The organism is Marinobacter halodurans (genome assembly GCF_004327985.1).
Classification (GTDB): Bacteria; Pseudomonadota; Gammaproteobacteria; order Pseudomonadales; family Oleiphilaceae; genus Marinobacter_A; species Marinobacter_A halodurans.
The window spans coordinates 125,072-148,215 of sequence record NZ_SJDL01000007.1 but is presented as its reverse complement, the minus strand read 5'-3'; the positions used below and the strand labels follow the sequence as shown (position 1 = coordinate 148,215).

Here is a 23,144-nt window from a genome sequence, read left to right as displayed (position 1 = left end):
CATTTAACGAAGAGAGCCCGTGCAGCCCCCGTCAACCGCCGCGAGGCTGGAGGCCCTACTGGACCCGGCCGTAAACGCCCATGGCGACAACCAGTTGGTCAGCAACGTCGCCGAGCCGGCCAATGGCCGTGCCGGTGGCCTGGATCTCCTCGCCGGTTGCGCGCCGGAGGTCGTCCATGGCGTGCATGCTCTGCACCACGTCCGCGCTGGCGCCGGCCTGATCCTCGGTCGTGGCGACCATACGCTCGACCATGCCACTGGTTTCCCGGATAGCCGCATCGATGTTGCCCAGGATACGATCCATCTCATCGCCGGACGCCAGCCCCTGACGGCTGGCGTCCCGGGCGTCCCCCATGGCGGCCAGGACTTCCTCGGTGTGGCTGCCGATCGTACGGATCAGGTTGTGGATATTGGAGGTGGAACTGGCGGTTTTCCTGGAAAGCTGGCGCACCTCGTCAGCGACCACCGCGAAGCCACGACCGTGTTCCCCGGCCCGGGCCGCTTCAATCGAGGCGTTCAGGGCCAACAGGTTGGTCTGTTCGGTGATGGCGCCGATAACGTCCAGGACCTGATCGATCTGACGCAACTCGCCGTCCAGGGCATCGAGTCGGCTTGCCGCGGTTTCCACCCGTTCGGACACCCGCTGCAGGACCTGGACCGTGTCTTCGCCAGCCCGGTTCCCCTGTTCGACAAGGTTCCGCGTTTCCTCCACCTGGGCCATGGCCTGTTGGGCAAAGGCGGCCATGTTGTGCCCCTTGTCATCCATATCGCCCATGGCGCTGCCAATCCGGTTCAGGCGATCTTCCTGGGCCTGGGCATTGGCGTTTACCGAGTCAGAGCGATCCACCAGGTCGTGGACGGAGGTCCGGGTTTCCGTCACCGCCATGCCGATGGCCTCCACCAGCCGCTCCACCTGATCGACAAAGGTGTTGATGCGCTGACAGATCTCGCCGATCTCGTCGTTCTGGTGCGGGAGTCGCTGACTCAGGTCCCCCTGCTGGAGCCGGTCGACGGCGGCGGAGACATGATCGATATTGCGCCGCAGACGGCGTCCGACCCAGCCCTGGAACAGGGCGATGAGGATGACCGCGCCCACCAGCGGCGTAATGACGATCCAGACAATGCGCTCCATGGCCTGCTCGATCCGGGCGCTCGCCGCATTCGCCTCGGAGCGGACGTCGACAGCCAGGGCGTTCAGGCCATCCACGGCCGGTTTGAGATGCTGATTGTAGAGCACATCCGGAATCGACAGGGCATCCGCGGGACTGTCCTGGGCAATGTCCAGGGCGGTCATCCAGCCATCGTAATAGCTGTCCCAATGGGCCTTGATGTTCGCCAGCGACTGCCGGGCGTCGTCCGTCTGGAGGCTGTCGTCCAGTGTCTTGAACAGCGGCCCCACGACCGCGTCCGTCTTTTCGAAATGCGGCCGGGTTTCATCGACCAGGATCGGGTCGTCCCGGGAGGTGGCCAGCCCCTGGGCCTCAATCTGGAGAATCGCCTTCTCCACGGATTCCAGCGCCTGGAAATGCTGGTAGTCCTGACGCAGGTTCAAGAGGGTATGGCCGGACAGCGCCATCACGGCGAGCAGACTGACCAGGGTCACCGCCATGACAAGGCGGAGCTGGTTGCGGATTTTCATGGCAGACCTCGTGGCAACAACAATATGCCTCGGGCAGTCCCTGACCCGAGTACGATCTGGAGGGGCCAGTGTGTCCGCAATAAATGACAGTCAGGTTACAACGTGATACCGGTAGCCGGTTGATCCCGCTGAAAAAACAGTCCAAGCCCGGCGCCGATGGACATCTTTGCCCGGGTCAAGCTTTCTTGACGAACTCCGACTTCAGCTTCATCGCACCCACGCCATCGATCTTGCAGTCGATGTCGTGGTCGCCATCCACCAAACGGATGTTCTTGACCTTGGTGCCGACTTTCACCACCAGGCTGGAGCCTTTCACCTTGAGATCCTTGATGACGGTCACGGTGTCACCATCCTGCAGCGTATTGCCGTTGGCATCGCGGATCACCGGACCGGTGTCGGCGTCAGCCTGTTCGGCTTCGGTCCATTCATGGCCGCACTCGGGGCACACGAGCTGGACGCCGTCCTCGTAGGTGTATTCAGACTGGCACTGGGGACAGGGAGGGAGCTGTGACATGGTAATGGCCTGCAGGATTTGAAAGGCGGAGATCATAGCAAAGGAGCCCCTGATTAGCTCCCAAATTCGCGATCTCCGCCCTGCCCCAATCGACAATGAATGGGCGGTCAGCCGTAACGACCGGTGATGTAGTCTTCCGTCTGCTTGTTGGCCGGTGCTGTGAAGATCGTGGTGGTGTCGTCGAACTCCACCAGCTCGCCCAGGTACATGAAGGCGGTGTAGTCGGACACCCGCGAGGCCTGCTGCATGTTGTGGGTGACGATCACGATGGTGTAGTCGTCCTTGAGCTCGTTGATCAGCTCCTCGATCTTGAGGGTGGAGATCGGGTCCAGCGCGGAAGCGGGTTCATCCAGCAGCAACACCTCGGGCTTCACCGCGATACCGCGGGCGATGCACAGCCGCTGCTGCTGGCCACCGGACAGGCGCGTGCCGCCCTGGTGCAGTTTGTCCTTCACTTCATCCCACAGCGCGGCCTTGCGCAAGGCCCATTCAACGCGCTCCTCCATGTCCACTCGGGACAGGCGCTCGTAGAGCTTCACGCCAAAGGCCACGTTGTCGAAGACAGACATGGGGAACGGCGTCGGCTTCTGGAACACCATACCGACTTTCGCCCGCAGCAGGTTCAGATCCTGCTTGCGATCCAGCACGTTGCAGCCGTCCAGCAGGATCTCTCCGGAGGCCCGCTGGTCCGGATACAGCTCGTAGATGCGGTTCATCGTCCGCAGCAGCGTCGACTTGCCGCAGCCGGACGGCCCGATGAACGCCGTCACTTTCTTTTCCGGGATGCGGATGTTGATGTCTTTCAGGGCGTGGAACTTGCCATAGTGGAAGTTCAGGTCACGGACCGTGATCTTGGATGAATCCAGCATGGTATCGACGCTCACCGGCTCCGATGCGGACGCGGCCACCGAGTCCGGTGCCGACATCTGGTACTGACCGGTTGTGCCGCTGTCCAGCGGCCCGGCTTTCATTGCAGACATTCCGGGATAAAGTGCCATGGATACGTACCTTTATTTGCCTTCCCGCAGCCAGATGCGGGCAATGATATTGAGAAGCAGGATGGTGACCGTGATCAGCAGTGAACCGGCCCAGGCCAGGTGCTGCCAGTCGTCATAGGGGCTCATGGCAAACTGGAAGATCACCACAGGCAGGTTCGACATGGGCTGGGACATGTCGGTCGTCCAGAACTGGTTGTTGAGGGCGGTAAACAGCAGCGGCGCGGTCTCGCCGCTGATACGGGCAATCCCCAGCAGGATGCCGGTGGCAATGCCCCGGGCCGCGGCCCGATAGACGATGGCGCTGACCACCTTCCACTGGGGCGCACCCAATGCGGCAGCCGCCTCGCGCATCTGGTCCGGCACCAGGTGCAACATGTCTTCGGTGGTGCGGACGACAACCGGCAGAACAATAAGCGCCAGAGCCAGACCGCCGGCCCAGCCGGAGAAGTGCCCGGTGCTCACCACCACAACGCCATAGATGAATACACCGATAATGATTGACGGTGCACTCAGCAGGATGTCGTTGACGAACCGCACCACGCTGGCAAAGCGCGAGGACCGCCCGAATTCACACAGGAAGGTACCCGCCAGGACACCCGCCGGCGCCCCGATCAGCACCCCGAGGCCGGTCAGCATCAGGCTGCCGACAATGGCGTTGGCCAGGCCGCCCGCCTCTCCCGGGGGCGGCGTGGACTGGGTGAACAGGTCCAGGTTGATCCATTGCAGCCCGTTACTGAACAGGGTCCACAGCAGCCACCCCAGCCAGAACAGGCCGAACAGTGTGGTCAGGACCGAAACGGTCAGGTTGAAAGCGTTGATCAGACGGCGACGCAGATACAGGGAGGAATTCATGGTTCAGCTCGCTTTCCCTTCTTTGGCCTTCAGGCGGATCAGCATGAGCTTGGCGATAGCCAGCACCACGAAGGTCAGCAGGAACAGGACCAGGCCGAGGGAGATCAGCGACGAGGTGTAAATGGCCCCGTCCGCTTCGGTGAACTCGTTGGCCAGCGTGGACGAAATCGTGTTACCGGGCATGAACAGGGAGCCGGAGACATTGTGGGAGTTGCCGATGACAAAGGTGACGGCCATGGTTTCGCCCAGCGCCCGGCCCAGCCCCAGCATGATGCCACCGACAACGCCGATCTTGGTGTAGGGCAACACCACCTTCCAGACCACTTCCCAGGTGGTTCCGCCCAGGCCGTACGCGGATTCCTTGTAGACCGGCGGTACGGTCTCGAACACATCGCGCATGACCGCAGCCATGAACGGGATGATCATGATCGCCAGGATCAGCCCGGCGGTGAACATGCCGATACCCATCGGCGGCCCCTGGAACAGCCCGCCAATGAGTGGCCAGTCGCCCAGGTTGTCGGTCATCCAGGGCTGCACGTTCTCGGAAAACCAGGGCGCAAAGACAAACAGGCCCCACATCCCGTAGATGATGCTGGGGACCGCTGCCAGCAATTCGATAGCCACACCGATCGGGCGTTTGAGCCAGACCGGCGCCAGCTCAGTAATAAACAGGGCAATGCCGAAACTGACCGGTACGCCGATCAGCAGTGCCAGCAATGACGTCACCAATGTGCCGTAGATCGGGGCCACCGCACCGTAGACATCCGTGACGGGGTTCCAGTCATTGGTGGTCAGGAAATTGAAGAAGCCGTATTGTTCAAGGGCCGGCCAGGCCCCGACAAGCAGCGTGATAAACACGCCGAGGACAGAGAGTGCCACCAGCAGGGCGAAGAACTGGGTCAGACCGCGGAAGGCCTTGTCGGCCAGGTGCCCGGTGCGACCGGTCCGGGCGTCCGTCGCCGGGATCGAACCGTCCGTTGTCAGTTCTGTGCTCACTCGGTGTCCTCCATCGACCAGACCGTCTGGCCGGTTAATACGCGACCGCTATTGGGATCGCTGATTGCAAAAAACGCACAGGCCCCTCGCGGCGACCTGTTGCGTTCGTGGTGACCGGACCGGGTGGCGCTCTCGCCTCCACCCGGCCCTGTCGTGGGTGAGGTCACCCGATCAGTTGGACATGCTTACGGTCCAGACATCGTTGCCGTTGGAGCCTTTGATTTCCTTGGCCCAGGTCTTCTCGACCAGCTTCACAACGCTGTCCGGCATCGGCACGTAGTCCAGTTTGTTGGCCATGTCGTCGCCGTTGGCGTAGCTCCAGTCGAAGAACTTCAGGACCGCCTGGGTCACTTCCGGCTTGGACGCCTGCTTGTAGACCAGGATGAACGTGGCACCGGTGATCGGCCAGCTGTTGGCGCCCGGCTGATCGGTCAGGACCATGTAGAAGCCATCCGCGTTAGCCCAGTCAGCGCCGGCAGCCGCGGCCTGGAAGTTCTCGGCGGTCGGCGACACGTAGTTGCCGTCGTGGTTTTCCAGCTGGGCGTAGGCCATCTTGTTCTGCAGGGCATAGGCGTACTCGACGTAGCCGATGGAACCGTTGATGCGGTCAACATAGGACGCCACACCCTGATTGCCCTTGCCGCCGACACCGGCCGGCCACTTGACGGCTTTCTCGTTACCGATCTCGTTTTTCCAGTCGCTGGAAACCTTGCTCAGGTAGTTGGTGAAGATCCAGGTGGTGCCGGAACCGTCAGAACGGTGAACAACGGTGATGGCCTTGTCCGGCAGGTTCAGGTCCGGGTTCAGCTCGGCAATTTCGGAATCGTTCCACTTCTTCACCTTGCCCATGAAGATGTCGGCCAGGGCTTCCCCGGACAGTTTCAGGTCACCGGCCTTGATGCCGTCGATGTGGACAACCGGTACCACACCGCCCATGACCATCGGGAACTGCATCAGGCCGATTTCATCCAGTTTTTCCGGAGTCAGCGGCGCATCGGAGGCACCGAAGTCGACGGTCTTGGCAGAGATCTGCTTGATGCCGCCGCCAGAGCCGATGGCCTGGTAGTTGAACTTGACACCGGTTTCCTTCTGGTAGGCGCTCGCCCACTTGCCATACACCGGGTAAGGGAAGGTGGCGCCAGCGCCGGAAATTTCGTTGACGTCCGCCGCAGCGGCCGTGCTCAGGGCGAATGTTGCCGTTGCAACCATCAGGCCCCGTGAAATCAGCTTGAGCATCGTTTTCTCCTTGAATCGTTTTATGAAGGACGCGTTTTTCGCAGTACTCGTGCTGTGAGTCGGGACCAGCTTCGTCAGATCGTGTGACAGTATGGTGACGACAATGTGACAGAAAGATGACAGCCCGGGTCGGTAGATGACCTAGAGCAAATAGCGACACTTTTTGGGGCTTGCGTCTGATGGTATCGACGGAAAAACGGACGCTCAGAGAGGCGGGTGAGAGCTGGGGGAAAGCGGGCTCCGGCGGGAACCGGAGCCCGACTGTCGCGCGGGTGTCAGGCCCGGCTGAGGAACTTGCGCTCCTCGACGTTGATCCGGATGCGGTCCCCGGTGGAGATATGCTCGGGCACCTGCACGACCAGCCCGGTAGTCAGACGGGCGGGCTTGGTCCGTGCGGTCGCCGAACCGCCCTTGACGGACGGATCGGTTTCCTCGATCACCAGTTCCACCGTCGGCGGCAGCGCGAGGGATACCGGCGCGTCACTCACCAGGATCACCATCAGGCCCTGGGTATCTTCACTGATGAACAGCAGCTCGTCGGCAATGGCTTCGCGATTGAGGCTGTACTGGCTGAAGTCCTCGGAATCCATGAAGACGTACTCGTCGCCGTCGGCGTAGGAAAAGGTTGCCGGACGACGCACCAGGTCGGCCAGGTTCAACATGTCGGAGTCCTTGAAGGTCTCGTCGATCTTGCTGCCCGTGACCACATCGTACATGCGCATCCGGTAGAGGCTCCCGCCGGCACGCCCCTGGGGCACTGAGCGCTCGATGTCCTTCACGAAATAGACGTTGCCCTGGTATTCAACGGCGGAATTCTTCTTGATTTCACTGGCTCTTGGCATGGCTCTGGTTCCGAACTGAAATGGAAATGTGCGCAACCGATATACCACGAAGACCGGCACCGGGCGAGTGCTTCGTCAACCGGACGGTTGACGCCGGAGAGTGGGCCTGCGGTCAGGTGCCATCAAAACAGACCGTTGCGAGCGCCCGCCAAACCGCCCACCATCGGTGAATCCAGTCAGTCAAAGGAAACGCCGCCATGACCATCTACAACCTGGGCTCCATCAACCTCGATCACGTCTATCGGGTCCGGCATTTTGTCCGCCCCGGCGAAACGCTCTCGTCTTCCGGCTATCGTGCCCTTCTGGGCGGCAAGGGCGCCAACCAGTCGATCGCCTTGGCCAGGGCGGGCGCCGAGGTCAGACACATCGGTGCCATTGGCGAAGCGGACGCCTGGATCCTCCAGACACTGATTGAAGCCGGGGTGGAAACTTCGGCCATTGCCCGACGCCAGGAAGCCAGTGGCCATGCCATCATCCAGGTGACCCGGGAGGCGGAAAACGCGATCCTGCTGTATCCCGGCGCGAATCACAGCTTGACACGTTCGCAGATTGAACAGGCCCTGGTCCGGGGCGGTTCGGGTGACTGGCTGCTCCTGCAGAACGAGACCAATGGCCTGTCGGATGCCATGGATCTGGCCACGGAGCGCGGTGTCCGCGTGGCCTTCAATCCGGCCCCCATGGTGAGCCGGGACATCGCGCCCCTGCTCGACCGGGTCGACCTGCTGATCGTCAATGAGGGCGAAGCGATGGACCTGACCGGGGCGTCCACCGTCGCCGCCGCCGAGGCCCGTCTGCACAACGACTATCCCCGGCTCCGCATCCTGCTGACGCTGGGCCGGGACGGTGTCGTCTACGTGACGCCGGAAGGCCGGTACCGGGCCCCCGCGTTCAGCGTCGACGCCGTGGACACGACCGCCGCCGGCGATACCTTTATCGGGTTCTGTCTAGCGGACCTGGCAGCCGGACAGGCACCGGAGATGGCGCTGCGCCGGGCCAGTGCGGCCGCCGCCCTGTGCGTCACGCGTGCCGGTGCAGCCAGCGCCATCCCGACGCTTGCCGAGGTCGAGACCTTCCTGGCGTCGAACGTGCCTTGACTGGATCGGTAAAAAGCCAGGGCCGTAGCGGCGCCCGGCAACAGGACCGCCGTCAGGAGGTATGGGCGGGCCTACGGGGAAGCCATCGATGTCGCAGTCGTCCGGGTCATGGCGTTCGTATCCGGCCCGGATCTGGAACGTGTATGGCCAACAAGCGCATGGCAGCGCTCATGGACCTGTGATCGCCCTATCCTGAACGGTCGTCATCGGAGGGCGAGCCGGACGACATCGCATCGGTGTCCACCAGGCGTGCCCGCACACGAGGCAACTGCTCCGGATACGCCTGCTGGATATAGGTCACCAGACCTTCGCGCACGATACAGCGCAACTCCCAGCTCTGACTGGAATCCGGCGCACTCATCAGAAAGCGGATTTGCATGGCCTGGTCGCTCGAATCCGTCACCTGGACCAGCTCCACATTGCCATCCCACTGCTTGGATGCCCTCAGCAAACGACCAAACTCGGTTCGCAAGGGGTCAATCGGCATGGTGTAGTCCACCCAGATAAAAACCGTGCCGAGCATGTCAGCCGTGTTGCGGGACCAGTTCTGGAACGGGTTTTCGATAAACCATTGCAGGGGCACGATCAGGCGTCTTAGATCCCAGACCCGCAGCACCACGTAGGTGGCGGTCACCTCTTCCACCCAACACCATTCGCCCTGAACGTACAGCACGTCATCGATCCGGAAGGGCTGGGTTAAAGCGATCTGCATCCCTGCCAGCAGATTGCTGAGCACCGGCCGCGCGGCAAAGCCCAAAATGATGCCGCCCACACCCGCCGAGGCCAGCAGGCTGGCGCCGAGCTGTCGGACGGATTCAAACGTCATCAGCGCCGCGCCCAGACCCAGAATCACGATCAACACATTCAGGCAACGCACCAGGAAGCGGGTTTGCGTCTCCACCTTCCGGGCCCGTTTCCACTGCCCTTCCAACACCGGATTCAGGTGGACGATCACCTCCCCAATGGCCGACGTCAGGCGCACTGCCGCCCAGGTCAATGCCAGGATCAACAGCAGCGTCGCCATTTGCTGGAGGCCAGCCAGCAACGGAAGATCGCCGGGAACGGCGCTGAGCATCCCGTTGAGCACCAGCAGGCAGGACACGACACCCAGCGCCCGGGCGGCGGCATCGAGGAACAGGCGGGGAACGGTTCGGGAATCGGTAAAGTGGCGAATCAGTGCGAGCGACAGCCGGTAGACCACGTAGGTGGCTGCCACTGCCGCCAACGAGGTCAGGCCCGGCAAGAGCCATGCCTGCAGACCAGTTTCCAGAGCTTTCAGCATGACCGGGATCCGAGAACCATGTATTGCAAAACTAACCCATGAGCCCCGTGAGCGAAAGCATCCCGTCGGCGCCGGGCCGACAGAATCCGAACAAGCGCTCAACTAACCACTCCGGATAGCCGCCAACACCTTCCCTTTCCCGCCCGGTGGTCCGAATTGAATCCGAACAAATGACAAAACTAATCTGATAGCAAGGGGTTAGCTGCCTAGTGTGCCTTTATTGGCAAGGCGACCACCCCATTCCAATTGCATCAACGACAGGTTATCCCGATGACAGCCGCAGCACTCAAAATGCCGACAACAACCCAGGCCGGGAATACCGCCGGGCAGCCCTCCATTCCCATTCGTCACATGAACTTCCGGTTCGACGGCAAGGACGTGGACACCAACTTCTACCTCAACGCCGAACTGGCGAGCGGCTACTTCTCGGCGCTGTCGATCTTCCTGACCTACGGCGAGGATCTGGTGATCGAGACCGCCCGTTACCACAGGGACTTCCTGACCGATCCGGTACTCAGGCAGCGGGTGACGGCGCTGATTGGCCAGGAGGCGCTGCATTCGAAGGTGCACGAAGAATGGAACGACATTCTCCGGATGCATCGCTACCCGGTATCCCTATACCGCTTCCTGGCGCAGAACGTCTTCGACTACGGTTTCCGTCGCTTCCCGCAACCGCTGAAGCTGTCGCTGATGGCGGGAATCGAGCACTTCACCGCGGTGCTGGCGGAATTCTTCATGAAGCACGAAGACTACTTCTTCGAATCCCACGACGAGAAGCAGCGTGCCCTGTGGATGTGGCACATGCTGGAAGAGTCCGAGCACAAGGACATCGCCTTCGACGTCTACCAGACCCTGAACGGCAACTACGCCCTGCGCGTCAGCGGCTTCGCCATGGCGCTGTTCACCATCTGGTTCCTGGTGGCGCTGGGCGGCGTGGGCATTCCCGTCCTGCGCCGGCCACGCAACCTGTTCAGCCGCCGCTTCTGGAAAGACGCGCGGCGCAGCGTCGGGCTGATCATGGGGCGCCAGGACGGCGTCTACGGCAGCACCATCAGCCACGTCTTCGATTACCTGCGCCCGGACTTCCATCCCAATGACCACGACACCTCCGGCTACCTGGCCTACTACAAGGAACGCCTGCTGAATCCGGATACCGGCCTGCTGGCACCGTACCTCGTCAAGGAAGTGGTGCCGCCCGTCCGCGCCTGAGCGGACGGTCCTTCATCCGGCACCCAGTCCCAACAACACACCGGAACCTTCTGAATATGACCACCGGATCCATCTACGATACGTTTATTGTCGGCGCCGGCATCTCCGGCCTTGCGGCCGCCATCAAGCTGAAGCAGACCGGCTACCTCAACTTCAGGATCATCGAGAAGGCCAGCCGCGTGGGCGGCACCTGGCGGGAGAACACCTACCCCGGCTGCGGCTGTGACGTGCCCTCCTCGCTCTACTCCTATTCGTTTGCGCCGAGCAGCCGCTGGAGCCGTCTGTTTGCCAGGCAGCCCGAGATCCTGGACTACCTGGAAACCGTCAGCGACGACTTCGATATCACGCCCCTGATCGAGTTCGACTGCGAGCTGGAGCAGGCGGTATGGGACAAGGATCGTCATCTCTGGTGCCTGGACACCAGCAGCGGCCGGTACCTGGCGAAAACGGTCGTGTTTGCCACCGGCCCCATAACCGAGCCGCAGACACCACCGATTCCCGGACTGGAAACGTTCAAGGGCAGGATGTTCCACTCCGCCCGGTGGGATCACGACTACGACCTGGCCGGCAAGCGCATCGCCGTGATCGGCACCGGTGCGTCCGCCATCCAGTTCATACCCAAGATCCAGCCGAAAGCCAGGGAACTCCACGTGTTCCAGCGCACCGCACCCTGGGTGCTGCCCAAACCGGACCTGCCGCTGGGCGAGACTGCCCAATGGGCAATCGAGCGGTTCCCGGTGATCCAGCAGGGCTGGCGCAGGGCCGTGGCCGGCTCGCTGAATGTGATCAATTTCGGGCTGCGCAACCCGCAGGTGCTCAGGCCCGTGAACGAGGCGGCCAAACAGATCCTGCGCCTGCAGATCAGCGATCCAGCCCTGCGCAGGGCGGTGACGCCGAATTTCCTGCTGGGCTGCAAGCGCATCCTGTTCGCCAACGACTATTACCCCGCCCTACAGTCGGGTAACACGTCGCTGATCCCCAGCGGCCTGGTGGCCGTGGACGGCGACACCGTGATCGCCGCCAACGGCGAACGCCGGGAGGTGGACGTGATCATCTGGGGCACCGGATTCGATGTCTCCCACCCGCCTATCGGCAGCCGGGTCTTCAACGACAGGGGCCAACGCCTGGCGGACCTTTGGAAAGACAGCTCGCCGGAAGCCTACCTGGGCGCCACCATCGAGAATGTGCCCAACGCCTTCCTGATCCTGGGCCCCAACGTGCTGGTCTACGACTCGTTCATCAGCCTGGCCGAAGCCCAACTGGACTACATCATCGACGGTCTCTGGAAGATCAAGCGCAGGGCCATCAGCAAGCTGACCATCAGGTCCGAGGTCCTCAGGAAGCACAACCGGAAGGTCCAGAAGCACCTGCAGACCACAGTTTTCAATGCCGGTGGTTGCCGCAGCTACTACCTGGACCAGAACGGCCGCAACTTCGCCGCGTGGCCGTGGTCGCTGAAGGCGTTGAAGCGGCGCCTGAGCGTCTTCGAACTGAAGGATTACGACATCAACTTCCGCAAAGCCGGCGCGGACCGACCACCCCGTCAGTCTTCCCGGTCGAGGACGCACCGGCCGGAGGAAGTGTACAGCTAGCGCCCCAGAGCCGGGAGCCTCCGGCGTCGGCATGACAACCCGGTAACCGTCCTGAGCTTGCGCCCGCCGTGGGACTCTGCAACCTTTAATGGATCAGTCGGCGACGTTCCTCCGGGAGAAGGGATCTCATGGCAGCTCATGGAGCAAACGACCAGACGCGTTCAGGGCTGCGCCGGGCCCAGGTCATCGGATTTATCGTCGGGCCGCTGTTGCTGCTCATCCCCCTGATACTGCCAGCGCCGGGCGGTATGTCGACCGAAGCCTGGCGGGCCCTCGGCCTGATGCTGCTCATGGCCACCTGGTGGTCCACGGAAACCATTCCGATTCCGGCCACCGCACTGATTCCCATCGGACTCATTCCCGCGCTGGATCTCGGCTCGGTCAAGGACGCCACCACGCCCTACGCCAATCCGATCATCTTCCTGTTCCTGGGCGGCTTCACCATTGGCCTGGCGATGCAGCGCTGGAACCTGCACCGGCGAATCGCATTAAGGATCCTGAATGCCGTGGGCAGTCAGCCCAGGCGCCAGATCGGCGGTTTCATGCTGGCGACCGCCTTCCTCAGCATGTGGGTGTCCAACACGGCCACCAGCATCATGATGCTGCCCATCGGCCTGTCGGTGATCAATATGCGCGAGGGTGACGACGAGGACGCCAATCGCCGCTTTGCCACCCGGCTGCTCCTGGCCATCGCCTATGCCGCCAGCATCGGCGGTATCGCCACGCTGATCGGCACGCCGCCCAACGCGTTGCTCGCTGCTTACCTGTCCGAAGACCACAATATGGATATCGGTTTCGCCCAGTGGATGATCATTGGCGTGCCGGTCTCCATCGCCATGCTGGCCGCCATCTGGTGGTGGCTTACCCGCGGAGGATTCCGCGACGACAGCAGCCGGGACAGCGGCGCGCTCATTCGGGAACAACTGCGCGATCTCGGCAGGATGGGACGCGGCGAGAAACGGGTCCTGGCCGTCTTTGCCATCACCGCGGCCGCCTGGATATTCCAGCCGCTACTCTCAGGCAGCCTGCTGCCCTGGCTGGACGACACGGTCATCGCGATCGCCGCGGCTGTGGCCCTGTTCCTGGTACCCGCCGAACGCGAGACGGGCACCTTCCTGATGAACTGGGAAACCGCCCGGGAGATTCCCTGGGGCGTGTTACTGCTGTTCGGCGGGGGGCTGGCCCTGGCGGGTGTGATCAGCAGTTCCGGCCTGGCCCAGTGGATCGCCGAAAGCCTGTCGGTCATTGGTGTGCTGCCATCGATACTGATGATCGCACTGGTCGTCACCGTCATCATTTTCCTGACGGAAGTCACCAGCAACACCGCAACAACAGCCGCCTTCATGCCCCTGATGGGGGCCCTCGCCATATCACAGGACGCTGCCCCCTACCTGCTGGCCGTGCCCGCAGCCATCGCGGCCAGTTGCGCCTTCATGATGCCGGTGGCGACGCCGCCGAATGCGATCGTCTTCGGCAGCGGGCACATGCGGATTGGCGACATGATCCATGCCGGGTTTGTATTGAACCTGATCGGCATCGTGGTGGTCACGTTGCTGACCTATACACTGATGGGGCTGGTCCTGGGCTAACGGTCAGCGGGCGGAAACGCCGCTCGCCAGGGCGTCGCGCCGTAGCCGGACCAGGGTGATGGGGTTGGCGTACCACCTCAGGATGTCCGGCTCCATAAGCGACTCCAATCGGAATTAACTGACAGCCTCGGGTTCCGCTTCCGCGGCAGCCGGCTGATACTTGCGCTCGGTCCGCGAGATAATGGCCGTGCCCACCAGATCGCCCGTCACGTTGAGCCCAGTCGCCCCCATGCCTACAAGCGCATCAATCGAGGCCAGCAGGGCGACGGTTTCAATCGGCAGTCCCACCTGGGAAAACACCGTCGCAATCATGACGATCCCCGCGCCGGGAACACCGGCCGTCCCGATGGAGGTCAGGGTGCCGATCAGTACGATCTCGATCATGGGCATCAGGTCGAGGGGCACGCCGACCACATTGGCCGCAAACACGGCGGAAATGGCGATCCGGATGGCGGCGCCGTCCATGTTGATGGTGGCGCCGAGGGGCAGGCTGAACCCGTAGATGTTCTGGGGAACGCCCATCCGACGCGCCGCGTCGAGGGTCAGGGGCAAGGTGCCGGAACTGCTCTGGGTGGCAAAGGCCGTGGCCATCGGTGTGCGGGCCTCGCGGAAGAAGCCGGCCAACCGCACGCCAAACACCCGCATCAGACCGCAATAGAACACAAGATGCACGGCCAGCGCGATGTACAGCACCAGCACCATATCCCCCAGCGCCAGGATGGTGTTGATGCCCTGGGCACCCGCCGTCTTCGCCACGATGGCAAAAACGCCGATCGGCACATACTGGAGCACCCCGGCCATCACCTTCAGTGTCACGGCATTGAGCGCCTCGATCACGCGATAGAGCTGGTTACCCAGGTCCGCATGATCCCGGCTCTCGCGAAGTTTCAGCAATGCGATCCCGAATACGATCGCCGTAAAGATGATCCCCAGCAGGTTCGGCTCGCTGAACGCGCTCACGATATTGGTCGGCACGATACCCAGCAGCACCTTCACGAACCCCGGGTTTTCCGGCACGTCCACGCTGGCATTCTCATCCAGTGTCATGCCGCTTCCAGGTGCCAATATCGAGGCAACAATCAATCCAACCACGATGGCCAGGGCCGACGTCACCACATAGTAGCCAAGCAGTTTGCGGCCAATGCGTCCCATGCTGCCAATGTTGGCCTGGTTGATGCCCGTCATCAGGGTGAACAGGACGATCGGCACGATCAGGAACTTCAACAGGCGCAGCAGTAACTCCCCCAGCGGCGCCAGCCACTCCGCCACTGGTTGACCACCCACCAGCCCGACAACAAGACCCAGCACAAGCGCAATACTGACGCGAAGAATCAGCGAGGAGGTCAGGTACGCGTTGAGCAGGGCTCTCATTCGGGTCTCCGGTCAAGAGTGGATGGAGGATCGGCGGCATCGCTGGCCTGCCCTGATTCTGAGGGATACGCCCAATAGCGTAAACCGCAGCGCCCTGAAGTCGTCGGGCTTACGCCCGTCGGATCAGGTACACGCCCAGCAGCACCAGGACCGTCCCGCCCATCTGCACGCCGGTGATGGGCTCGGCCAGCAGCAGCCAGCTGAAGAAGATCGTCATCACCGGCCCCAACATGCCCACCAGGACCGTGGGCCCGGCCCCGATGCGCTGGATCGCCCCGGACTGGAAGAAGATCGGCATGACCGTCGAGAAAACCGCCATCGCGGCACAATAACCATAGATGGACCACGGCTGGACCAGGTCGCTTACCGGGTTCGTGGCCAGGAAATGGACCTGCGCCGCAAGGATCGACACCACCAGCGCCAAAACCGAGAACCGGGCCGCCCCCAGCTTGGCGATGGACGCTTCCGCAAAAGCATTGTAGCAGGCGTATGACAGCGCCGAGGCGAACACCAGACCCGCGCCGATCCAGGGTGCACGGCTGTCTTCCGCCAGTTGCGTGTCGCTGACAAACACCAGGCTGACGCCGGCATAGCACAGCACCAGGGCGGCGATCAGTCTGGCACTGACGTGTTTGTTCAGGAACAGCAGGCCGATCAGGATGGTGATGGTCGGGTAGGTAAATAGGATGACCCGCTCCAACCCGGCCGAGATGTACTGTAACCCCAGGAAGTCCAGGATCGAGGCGCCGTAATAGCCTGCCAGCCCGAGAAAAATCAGCAGCATCCAGTCCCGGATGCCCAGCTTCGGACCATTGCGCAGGTAGGCCCAGCCACTGATCAGAAACAGCGGCAGTGAGAAGATCATCCGCAATGACAGCAGTGTCACCGCGTCGACGGGCGCCGCCTGATAGGCGAGTTTGACGAAAATCGCCTTGAACGAAAAACAGAAAGCGGCCAACACCGCCAGCCCGACACCCAGTTGCCGGGGCGAAACCTGCCTACGCATCAAAACCACTCGCCCTTCAAAGATTCAAGAAATTGAATCTTATGCCGCGTCAAAGCCTGATAGAATTGCGTTTTCAGCACACGTCCCTTCGTTTATTTCGAATTATCATCATGAAATACAACCTGACCGATCTACGGCTGTTCATCGCGGTGGCCGAATGCCAGAGCCTCACCCACGGTGCCGAACGTGTGTTCCTGGCCCCTTCGTCGGCGAGCCACCGGATCAAGATTCTGGAAGGGTCGCTGGGTACCACACTGCTGCAACGCAAGGCCCGGGGCGTGCAGTTGACCCGGGCCGGCGAGATTTTCCTGCGCCATGCCCGCCAAGTGTTCGCCAAGCTTGAGCAGATGCACTCCGACCTGGCGCCCTATGCCGAAGGCATCCAGGGGCATGTGCGGCTATGGGCCAACACCCACGCCATCCACAGCTACCTGCCCAACGATCTGGCCGCGTTTCTCAGCCAGCACCCGCAGATCAGCGTGAACCTGGAGGAGCAGACCAGCGGCGATATCCTCGCGGGCGTAGCCCGGGGCGACGCCGAGATCGGCATCGTGGCGGAGCACGACGATCACCAGGACGTCACCCTGGTGCCCTATCGGGAAGACCGGTTGGTGCTGATCACGGCGCAGCGACACAGTCTGGGCGGCGCCCGTACACTGTCATTCGCGGACGTGTTGTCTGAACCGTTCGTCATGCTGCATGCCGGGTCGGCCATTCATACGTTCACCATGAACATGGCTTCAAGCCTCGGTGCGCACCTGAACGTCCGGGTGCAGGTGAAGAGTTTCGAGGCGGTTTGCCGCATGGTCGCAGCCGGCGTGGGGATCGGGCTGGTGCCGCGGGAAGCGGTGAGGCTGTTTGGCCACCAACCACTCTCGCTCATCGAAGTGAAGGAAGACTGGGCCCAACGGGATCTGAAAATCTGCACCAATCCGCGTGCCACACCCTCACCCTTTGCCCAGGCGCTGATCGATCACCTGGCGGTCGCTCGCCTCACCCCAGCCAGTACAGACAGAGGGACAGCGTGACCACCGAACCGATCGTCGACAACAGGACGCTGCTGAACAGGGGGTCTACTGGAACGCCAACAACCCCAATCCCTGCCTGCATCGGTTTATCGAAGGACTGGACGCAACATGACCAACGCTGATTACCTGGGAACAACCCAACCGCGCCTGGTCCTCTACTTGCCTCATCGACCGAATGGGCTGGAGCAGTTGGCCGTTGATCCGAACGCGGGCGATCTCATCGCCGCCAACTCCAATCACTGGCGCAAGATCGTCACCCTGCTGGCCAAGATTGCCAGCCCCACCGCCGGAGACTGGCGAGCGTTCCGGGACACCGGCCTGTTCCGGCAGACCGCTCTGTGCTTTGCCCCCGAACTGATCGACGGACACACCTGGCACTGGATTGGCGGGAAAGACAACCTGCTGCGGTTCGGGACACTGGTCCACAACGCCGAACCGCTCGCGGGTTGCCCGGAAGTGGCCCTTGATCCCGGCAGGAAGCTCCTGCTGACGCCCTACCCGGATTACCGCCAACTCAGCAATGCCGTGGTGGGACAGATCCGCGCCGCACTGAGCGAGCAGGCATTCTACGAACGATGAATCGCTTCCCGGGTCGATCCTGCCGGCCACATCGGTAGAATAGCCCCTCAACCCCGGCCACCTTCATGACACCTGTACCATGACACGCCCGTATTACCTCGGCAGTCCCCAATGGTCTGATCCCAAGTGGAACACCCAGCTTCCACCCGGAGGCAGTCCGCTTGAGCGCTACAGTCAGGTCCTCAACACGGTGGAAGGCAACACCTCTTTTTACGCCACGCCCAGCCTGGCCCAGTGTGCCCAGTGGCGGGCGCAGGTTCCGGACGATTTCCGGTTCCTGTTCAAGTTTCCGAAGGCGATCAGCCACGACCAGCTCCTCGCCGGCCCGACTGCCGAAATACGCAGCTTCCTGGAGATCATCGCACCACTGGAGGATGTGTTGGGCCCGTTTCTCCTGCAACTGCCCGCCGCCTTCGGGCCGGAGCATCTGGACCGGCTATGGCATTTTATCGACGGCCTGCCCGAACCGCTGACCTGCGCGGTCGAGGTGCGCCATATGGCGTTCTTCAGCAAGGGAGACGCCGAAAAGACCCTGAACCGGGGACTGCGGGAGCGCCGGCTTGCCCGCGTCTGCCTGGACAGCCGGGCCCTGTTCAGCGCCCAGCCGGAGAACGAGACCATCGTGCATGCCCAGCGCAAGAAACCGCGCCTGCCGGTGCACGTGCTGCCGGTCGACGCGCCGCCGGTGATCCGCTATGTCGGCCATCCGGACCTGGAGGCCAACCGTCCGTTCCTGGCGCCCTGGGTGGAGAAGGTGGCCGGCTGGATCGAGGACGGTCAGCGACCTTACGTCTTCATGCACATGCCGGATAATGGCGACGCCCTTTCCCTGGCCGCGCTCTGGAGCGACCTTCTCAAACGGCGCCTGCCGCAGTTGGACGCGTTGGAGCTTGGAGGCGAACAGCCCCAGATGGGCCTGTTCTAGCCCGGCGACAGGCTGACGGCGTCATGCCGGTGCCCAGGTAGGTGTGCCTGCCATATGCCAGCCAAGCCGGGCATGGCGCACTGCCCGGGCATCCTTTCCCACCAACAACAGTTCATCGTCCATCAAACAGACCGTTTGGACCATACTCCCGCGCCATTTCGTGTTGAGCTAATGGCGTCGGGCGACTACAACTAAGTAGGAACAATCATTTACCGATGCTTCCCGGAAACGAATTAGCACCCGCCCGGGCAGTTTCGCAAGCCGCGCAATGTCGCCAGCTTTGCCCCCATCATCGTCGCGCAACGTACCTCTTGAATGGGAGACAGGCTTCCGGTAGAAAGCGGGCGCACCCACGGGGCCGGGGCGGACCGGCCGAATAATAACTGGAGGAACCCCATGGCAATAGGCGTATGGATCAGTCTGCTACTCTATTTTGTCCTCATGCTCGCCATTGGCTTTTATGCCTGGCGCAAATCCACATCGTCATCAGAAGAATACATGCTGGGCGGGCGACAGCTCAGCCCCGCCGTCGCGGCCCTGTCGGCCGGCGCCTCGGATATGAGTGGCTGGCTGCTCCTGGGTCTGCCGGGGGCACTGTACGCGACAGGTCTGGTTGAGGCCTGGATCGGTATTGGCCTGTTCGTGGGGGCCTTCATCAACTGGATTGTGGTCGCCCCCCGGCTGCGCGAACAAACCGAGCGCTACGACAACAGCCTGACCATCCCGGAGTTCCTCGCCAACCGTTTTCCCACCAAAGCCATGGCGCTGCGGACCGTGTCGGCCATCGTCATCGTGGTTTTCTTTGCGGTGTATACGGCATCCGGTCTGGTGGCTGGCGGCAAGCTGTTCATGAGTGCGTTCGGCTCTCTCGTCGATTCGTCGGCCATCAGCGACTACTCCATCGGTATCTGGCTGACCCTGGGTATCGTACTGACCTATACGGTGGTTGGCGGCTTCCTCGCCGTGAGCCTCACCGACTTCGTCCAGGGCTGCATCATGATGCTGGCGCTGATCATCATGCCCGCGGTGGTTCTCTTCGGCAGCGGTGGCGGCGGTTTCAGCCAGGCCTCGGAAACCCTGGCCACGGTCGACCCGAACTTCCTGTCGTGGACACACGGGCTTACGTTCGTCGGCTTCCTGTCGGCGGTGACGTGGGGACTGGGTTATTTCGGCCAGCCCCACATCATCGTGCGCTTCATGGCCGTACGCTCGGTCGAGGAAGTCCCCAAGGCACGGAATATCGGCATGACCTGGATGGCCATTTCCCTGATCGGCGCCATCAGCCTGGGTATTTTTGGCCGCGCCTATGCGGTTCGTAACGGCCTGGATGTTGGGGATGCCGAAACCATCTTCATCGTCCTGGCCGACCTGCTGTTCCATCCGCTGGTTACCGGTTTCCTCTACGCCGCCCTGCTGGCAGCCATCATGAGTACCATTTCCAGTCAGTTGCTGGTGTCGTCCTCTTCGCTGACCGAGGACTTCTACCGCCTGTTCCTGCACAAGGAGGCTTCCGAGAAGGAAAGCGTCCTGGTGGGCCGTGTGTGCGTCCTGCTGGTGGGTATTGTCGCCGCCTTCATCGCTGGTGACCCGAACTCCAAGGTCCTGGGACTGGTCAGTAACGCCTGGGCCGGCTTCGGTGCCGCCTTCGGTCCGCTGATGATCCTGTCACTGACCTGGAAGCGCATGTCTGGCGCCGGCGCGGTGGCCGGTCTGATCGTCGGCGCGGTGACGGTCATCATCTGGATTTCCCTGGGCCTGAACGGCAGCTTCATGGGCGGCCCCGGCGTCTACGAGATCATTCCGGGCTTCATTGCCGCCTGGATCGCCATCTACGTGGTGAGCCTGGTGACCCAGACCGAAGGCGAGTTCCGGCCTCTCGAGAGCCGATAATCCCGGCGTAAGGAAGCCCCATGGCGCGCAAGCGCCATGGGGCTTTTTCTATCCGGGTTGACGGGTGCGCTAGACACGAATATCGATCCGGCGCCCGATATTCGGATTGGCGCTGGTCGCCATCACCGGCGCACTGGCCGTTACACTCTCCAGTAGCTGAAGCGCACCGGCCTGAGCCATATCCTGGGCGGACTTCAGTACGCTGATCTGCACCTGCTCCTGCAACCGGCTCTGGCTAAGCTGTGTACTGAAACTGGCCATGGAAGCAACGTCCATAACTGGCCCTCCTGATTCCATCTCGCACCATCGTGTGTCACGCCCTTGAGACACTCAAGCTATCACCGTACACACCCCGATCATAGGTCGGTCCGACACATCGACTGCCTCAGCGATCGCTATATCGATATGGACGGCATGACTCCCCGATGACCGCATTTTTTGGGAATCGGCCTTTCCTACGCCGGTTCAGGACGCCAGGAGCGGCAGGTTTTAAGCCGCAACTTGAGCGAGGCGAACTCAAGCCATCAATGGTAATTTGCACGCCCCGGAGTGATGTGTTGCGCTGTGAGCAGGCGACCTTTCGGGAGGGATTCCGCATGAGCGAGTCAGAGGTTCTGGAGGAAGACCTAAGCAGTGAAATTGACGATTCCGTGATGCGCCGGGCGATTGCCGGGGCCGCCACCGGTAACGCGCTGGAGTGGTTCGATTTCGGCGTCTACGGATATTTTGCGACAACCATCGGGCATGTCTTTTTCCCCACGGAGAGTTCGACCGCGGCACTGCTGTCCTCGTTTGCCGTATTTGCTTCCGCCTTTGTGGCGCGTCCTTTCGGCAGCCTCTTCTTTGGTCCCCTCGGGGACCGGATCGGGCGTAGCGGTGTCCTGATTGCCACGATCCTGCTCATGTCGGTGGGCACGGCCCTGGTCGGCGTTTTGCCGAGCTACGAGTCCGTCGGCATCTGGTCGCCGGTGCTGCTGGTCGCCCTGCGTATGATCCAGGGTTTCTCCACCGGGGGCGAATATGGCAGCGCCGCGACCTTTATCGTCGAGTACGCGCCGGATAATCGACGCGGTTTCCTGGCCAGTTTCCTGGAGTTTGGCACGCTGACGGGCTATTCCTTCGCCGCCCTCCTGGCGCTGGTGCTGGACGGGACCCTGAGCGAGGAAGCCATGCACAGCTGGGGCTGGCGCGTCCCCTTCCTGATGGCCGCGCCCCTGGGGATCTTTGGTCTCTGGCTGCGCCTGAGACTGGAGGACAGCCCGGCTTTCCGGGAACTCCAGGATTCCGGGGAAGTGGAGAAAACGCCGTTCCGGTCACTGTTCCGGCATCACTGGCGCACCATGCTGCTCTGCCTGGGCCTGGTGGTCGTGCTGAACGTCGCCTACTACACGGTCCTTAAATACATGCCGAGTTACTTTACCTCGCAACTCGGCATCAGCGAATTCAACTCCGTGTTGCTGTCACTGGGTATCCTGCTGGGAATGCTGGTACTGGTCACCCCGCTTGGCCGGCTGTCCGACCGGATCGGGCGCAAACCGCTGCTTTACGTGGCGTGTGGCGGCCTGATCGTGTTCGCGATACCGGCATTCTACCTGATGTCGCTGAATAGCCTCTGGCTGGCGTTCGCCGGTCTTGCCATTGTGGGCTTCTTCGTGGTGTTCCTGTCAGGCGTCATGCCTTCGACGCTGCCCGCGATCTTCCGGACCAACGTCCGTAACGGGGGCTTCACCATTTCCTATAACCTGTCGACGGCCCTGTTCGGTGGCACGGCCCCGTTTCTCATTACCTGGCTGATTTCAGTCACCGACAACAATTATATTCCGGCGTTCTACCTGATGATCGCCGCCGGGATAGCGTTGATTCCACTGGTGCAGTTGCGCGAATCGGCCAATGCGCCGTTGCTGGGTTCCAAGCCCCGTCATGGACATAAAAGCGGCCGGCACCGAAGCTGATTCGGCCGGAGGCAGGCGTACACCTGCCTCCGGATTACCGCTATCGGGTCAGGATACCGGGGGCGCCATTCCCATCTTCTCAAGGGTCAGGGTCTCGTCGGCGCGACCCCAGCCGCCGTCATTGACCTCTTCCACGAGCACCATCGTGTAGGGTCGAACCTCCTCGCCGAAATACTCGACAAACAGATCGGTCGTGCGATGGATGATTTCCTCCTTGCGGGCATGATCGAGAATGCCTTCGGGGAACTTATAGTTGGCAAACGGCATGGTCATCTCCTTCGGTTTCGAGACTACGTGGTGAGTGGCCTGCGCGGGTGCGGCCTCATCCAGCTTCCCCGCTTCCATGTCGAGCAGACGCTGGCAAAGGGAGAACTGGTCGAAGTCCTGACAGGGTGGGAGAAACCGGCCATGCCGATCCACGCGGTCTACCCCCACCGCCGACAGCTGTCACCGCGTGTGAGGGTTTTCGTGGACTGGCTGGTCACGGTCTATGAGGATCGTTCCGGGAGCGGCGATCGAAGGCAGGCCCCATGACAGGAGCTTGAATCCA

General features: G+C 62.1%; 22 protein-coding genes. 10 read left to right on the top strand and 12 right to left on the bottom strand.

Going from position 1 to position 23,144, the window contains the following annotated elements:
* Positions 1 to 55 precede the first annotated feature (55 nt).
* From EZI54_RS06570 to efpL, 7 genes are all read right to left on the bottom strand, one after another.
* The gene (locus tag EZI54_RS06570) at positions 56 to 1,639 is read right to left on the bottom strand and encodes a methyl-accepting chemotaxis protein (protein ID WP_131480237.1); all 1,584 of its coding nucleotides are present in this window, start codon (positions 1,637 to 1,639) and stop codon (positions 56 to 58) included.
* A gap of 175 nt (positions 1,640 to 1,814) precedes the next feature.
* Positions 1,815 to 2,153, bottom strand: coding sequence for a zinc ribbon domain-containing protein YjdM (locus tag EZI54_RS06565; protein ID WP_131480235.1), 339 nt, complete (start codon positions 2,151 to 2,153; stop codon positions 1,815 to 1,817).
* 107 nt (positions 2,154 to 2,260) lie between these two features.
* Complete coding sequence (gene pstB, locus EZI54_RS06560; protein ID WP_242674369.1) at positions 2,261 to 3,022, bottom strand: phosphate ABC transporter ATP-binding protein PstB; 762 nt, start codon at positions 3,020 to 3,022, stop codon at positions 2,261 to 2,263.
* A 141-nt stretch (positions 3,023 to 3,163) separates the two neighbouring features.
* Complete coding sequence (gene pstA / locus EZI54_RS06555; protein ID WP_131480233.1) at positions 3,164 to 4,003, bottom strand: phosphate ABC transporter permease PstA; 840 nt, start codon at positions 4,001 to 4,003, stop codon at positions 3,164 to 3,166.
* A 3-nt stretch (positions 4,004 to 4,006) separates the two neighbouring features.
* The gene (gene pstC / locus EZI54_RS06550) at positions 4,007 to 4,999 is read right to left on the bottom strand and encodes a phosphate ABC transporter permease subunit PstC (RefSeq protein WP_423226988.1); all 993 of its coding nucleotides are present in this window, start codon (positions 4,997 to 4,999) and stop codon (positions 4,007 to 4,009) included.
* Positions 5,000 to 5,170: 171 nt separating this feature from the next.
* A complete protein-coding gene (gene pstS / locus EZI54_RS06545; protein ID WP_131480231.1) occupies positions 5,171 to 6,235 on the bottom strand; it encodes a phosphate ABC transporter substrate-binding protein PstS in 1,065 nt (354 codons plus the stop codon).
* Positions 6,236 to 6,510: 275 nt separating this feature from the next.
* Entirely contained in the window at positions 6,511 to 7,077 is a 567-nt protein-coding gene (gene efpL / locus EZI54_RS06540) for an elongation factor P-like protein EfpL (RefSeq protein WP_131480229.1), read from the bottom strand.
* 197 nt (positions 7,078 to 7,274) lie between these two features.
* On the opposite strand from efpL, the gene EZI54_RS06535 reads away from it, so the two are divergent.
* Positions 7,275 to 8,171, top strand: a complete 897-nt coding sequence (locus EZI54_RS06535; RefSeq protein ID WP_131480228.1) for a ribokinase — start codon at positions 7,275 to 7,277, stop codon at positions 8,169 to 8,171.
* Between the two features lie 187 nt (positions 8,172 to 8,358).
* Here the strand turns inward: EZI54_RS06535 and EZI54_RS06530 are convergent, their stop codons facing one another.
* Positions 8,359 to 9,453, bottom strand: coding sequence for a mechanosensitive ion channel family protein (locus EZI54_RS06530; protein ID WP_131480226.1), 1,095 nt, complete (start codon positions 9,451 to 9,453; stop codon positions 8,359 to 8,361).
* A gap of 291 nt (positions 9,454 to 9,744) precedes the next feature.
* Here EZI54_RS06530 and EZI54_RS06525 point away from each other — a divergent pair, with 291 nt between their 5' ends.
* From EZI54_RS06525 to EZI54_RS06515, 3 genes are all read left to right on the top strand, one after another.
* Positions 9,745 to 10,662: a metal-dependent hydrolase gene (locus EZI54_RS06525; protein ID WP_207389165.1), complete on the top strand. Its 918-nt coding sequence runs from the start codon at positions 9,745 to 9,747 to the stop codon at positions 10,660 to 10,662.
* 56 nt (positions 10,663 to 10,718) lie between these two features.
* A complete protein-coding gene (locus EZI54_RS06520) occupies positions 10,719 to 12,254 on the top strand; it encodes a flavin-containing monooxygenase (protein WP_131480223.1) in 1,536 nt (511 codons plus the stop codon).
* A 128-nt stretch (positions 12,255 to 12,382) separates the two neighbouring features.
* On the top strand, positions 12,383 to 13,843 hold the full coding sequence (locus EZI54_RS06515; RefSeq protein WP_131480221.1) for an SLC13 family permease: 1,461 nt from the start codon (positions 12,383 to 12,385) through the stop codon (positions 13,841 to 13,843).
* 114 nt (positions 13,844 to 13,957) lie between these two features.
* Here the strand turns inward: EZI54_RS06515 and EZI54_RS06510 are convergent, their stop codons facing one another.
* Together EZI54_RS06510 and EZI54_RS06505 are read right to left on the bottom strand one after the other, a co-directional pair.
* Entirely contained in the window at positions 13,958 to 15,214 is a 1,257-nt protein-coding gene (locus EZI54_RS06510; RefSeq protein WP_131480219.1) for a dicarboxylate/amino acid:cation symporter, read from the bottom strand.
* 109 nt (positions 15,215 to 15,323) lie between these two features.
* Complete coding sequence (locus EZI54_RS06505; RefSeq protein WP_131480217.1) at positions 15,324 to 16,220, bottom strand: DMT family transporter; 897 nt, start codon at positions 16,218 to 16,220, stop codon at positions 15,324 to 15,326.
* 110 nt (positions 16,221 to 16,330) lie between these two features.
* On the opposite strand from EZI54_RS06505, the gene EZI54_RS06500 reads away from it, so the two are divergent.
* From EZI54_RS06500 to putP, 4 genes are all read left to right on the top strand, one after another.
* Positions 16,331 to 17,248 carry a LysR family transcriptional regulator gene (locus EZI54_RS06500; protein ID WP_131480215.1) on the top strand — a complete coding sequence of 306 codons (918 nt, stop codon included), beginning with the start codon at positions 16,331 to 16,333 and terminating at the stop codon, positions 17,246 to 17,248.
* Positions 17,249 to 17,356: 108 nt separating this feature from the next.
* Positions 17,357 to 17,827: a DUF6942 family protein gene (locus EZI54_RS06495; protein ID WP_131480213.1), complete on the top strand. Its 471-nt coding sequence runs from the start codon at positions 17,357 to 17,359 to the stop codon at positions 17,825 to 17,827.
* Between the two features lie 79 nt (positions 17,828 to 17,906).
* Positions 17,907 to 18,752 (top strand): DUF72 domain-containing protein, encoded by an 846-nt coding sequence (locus tag EZI54_RS06490; protein ID WP_131480211.1) that lies wholly within the window; start codon positions 17,907 to 17,909, stop codon positions 18,750 to 18,752.
* Between the two features lie 396 nt (positions 18,753 to 19,148).
* Positions 19,149 to 20,642, top strand: coding sequence for a sodium/proline symporter PutP (gene putP / locus EZI54_RS06485; protein WP_131480209.1), 1,494 nt, complete (start codon positions 19,149 to 19,151; stop codon positions 20,640 to 20,642).
* A gap of 69 nt (positions 20,643 to 20,711) precedes the next feature.
* Here putP and EZI54_RS06480 read toward each other — a convergent pair whose 3' ends face one another.
* Positions 20,712 to 20,918 (bottom strand): YjfB family protein, encoded by a 207-nt coding sequence (locus EZI54_RS06480; RefSeq protein ID WP_165495696.1) that lies wholly within the window; start codon positions 20,916 to 20,918, stop codon positions 20,712 to 20,714.
* Between the two features lie 320 nt (positions 20,919 to 21,238).
* Here EZI54_RS06480 and EZI54_RS06475 point away from each other — a divergent pair, with 320 nt between their 5' ends.
* Complete coding sequence (locus EZI54_RS06475; protein WP_131480205.1) at positions 21,239 to 22,594, top strand: MFS transporter; 1,356 nt, start codon at positions 21,239 to 21,241, stop codon at positions 22,592 to 22,594.
* Between the two features lie 48 nt (positions 22,595 to 22,642).
* Here EZI54_RS06475 and EZI54_RS06470 read toward each other — a convergent pair whose 3' ends face one another.
* The gene (locus tag EZI54_RS06470; RefSeq protein ID WP_131480203.1) at positions 22,643 to 22,861 is read right to left on the bottom strand and encodes a tautomerase family protein; all 219 of its coding nucleotides are present in this window, start codon (positions 22,859 to 22,861) and stop codon (positions 22,643 to 22,645) included.
* A 30-nt stretch (positions 22,862 to 22,891) separates the two neighbouring features.
* On the opposite strand from EZI54_RS06470, the gene EZI54_RS06465 reads away from it, so the two are divergent.
* Positions 22,892 to 23,128 carry a LysR substrate-binding domain-containing protein gene (locus EZI54_RS06465; RefSeq protein ID WP_242674364.1) on the top strand — a complete coding sequence of 79 codons (237 nt, stop codon included), beginning with the start codon at positions 22,892 to 22,894 and terminating at the stop codon, positions 23,126 to 23,128.
* The last annotated feature ends 16 nt before the right edge of the window (positions 23,129 to 23,144 follow it).

Excerpts from the sequence above, each read along its gene's own strand:
- EZI54_RS06570 (WP_131480237.1), bottom strand. The coding sequence starts at position 1,639 with ATGAAAATCCGCAACCAGCTCCGCCTTGTCATGGCGGTGACCCTGGTC.
- EZI54_RS06565 (WP_131480235.1), bottom strand. The coding sequence starts at position 2,153 with ATGTCACAGCTCCCTCCCTGTCCCCAGTGCCAGTCTGAATACACCTAC.
- pstB (WP_242674369.1), bottom strand. The coding sequence starts at position 3,022 with ATGCTGGATTCATCCAAGATCACGGTCCGTGACCTGAACTTCCACTAT.
- pstA (WP_131480233.1), bottom strand. The coding sequence starts at position 4,003 with ATGAATTCCTCCCTGTATCTGCGTCGCCGTCTGATCAACGCTTTCAAC.
- pstS (WP_131480231.1), bottom strand. The coding sequence starts at position 6,235 with ATGCTCAAGCTGATTTCACGGGGCCTGATGGTTGCAACGGCAACATTC.
- efpL (WP_131480229.1), bottom strand. The coding sequence starts at position 7,077 with ATGCCAAGAGCCAGTGAAATCAAGAAGAATTCCGCCGTTGAATACCAG.
- EZI54_RS06535 (WP_131480228.1), top strand. The coding sequence starts at position 7,275 with ATGACCATCTACAACCTGGGCTCCATCAACCTCGATCACGTCTATCGG.
- EZI54_RS06530 (WP_131480226.1), bottom strand. The coding sequence starts at position 9,453 with ATGCTGAAAGCTCTGGAAACTGGTCTGCAGGCATGGCTCTTGCCGGGC.
- EZI54_RS06525 (WP_207389165.1), top strand. The coding sequence starts at position 9,745 with ATGCCGACAACAACCCAGGCCGGGAATACCGCCGGGCAGCCCTCCATT.
- EZI54_RS06520 (WP_131480223.1), top strand. The coding sequence starts at position 10,719 with ATGACCACCGGATCCATCTACGATACGTTTATTGTCGGCGCCGGCATC.
- EZI54_RS06515 (WP_131480221.1), top strand. The coding sequence starts at position 12,383 with ATGGCAGCTCATGGAGCAAACGACCAGACGCGTTCAGGGCTGCGCCGG.
- EZI54_RS06510 (WP_131480219.1), bottom strand. The coding sequence starts at position 15,214 with ATGAGAGCCCTGCTCAACGCGTACCTGACCTCCTCGCTGATTCTTCGC.
- EZI54_RS06505 (WP_131480217.1), bottom strand. The coding sequence starts at position 16,220 with ATGCGTAGGCAGGTTTCGCCCCGGCAACTGGGTGTCGGGCTGGCGGTG.
- EZI54_RS06500 (WP_131480215.1), top strand. The coding sequence starts at position 16,331 with ATGAAATACAACCTGACCGATCTACGGCTGTTCATCGCGGTGGCCGAA.
- EZI54_RS06495 (WP_131480213.1), top strand. The coding sequence starts at position 17,357 with ATGACCAACGCTGATTACCTGGGAACAACCCAACCGCGCCTGGTCCTC.
- EZI54_RS06490 (WP_131480211.1), top strand. The coding sequence starts at position 17,907 with ATGACACGCCCGTATTACCTCGGCAGTCCCCAATGGTCTGATCCCAAG.
- putP (WP_131480209.1), top strand. The coding sequence starts at position 19,149 with ATGGCAATAGGCGTATGGATCAGTCTGCTACTCTATTTTGTCCTCATG.
- EZI54_RS06480 (WP_165495696.1), bottom strand. The coding sequence starts at position 20,918 with ATGGACGTTGCTTCCATGGCCAGTTTCAGTACACAGCTTAGCCAGAGC.
- EZI54_RS06475 (WP_131480205.1), top strand. The coding sequence starts at position 21,239 with ATGAGCGAGTCAGAGGTTCTGGAGGAAGACCTAAGCAGTGAAATTGAC.
- EZI54_RS06470 (WP_131480203.1), bottom strand. The coding sequence starts at position 22,861 with ATGCCGTTTGCCAACTATAAGTTCCCCGAAGGCATTCTCGATCATGCC.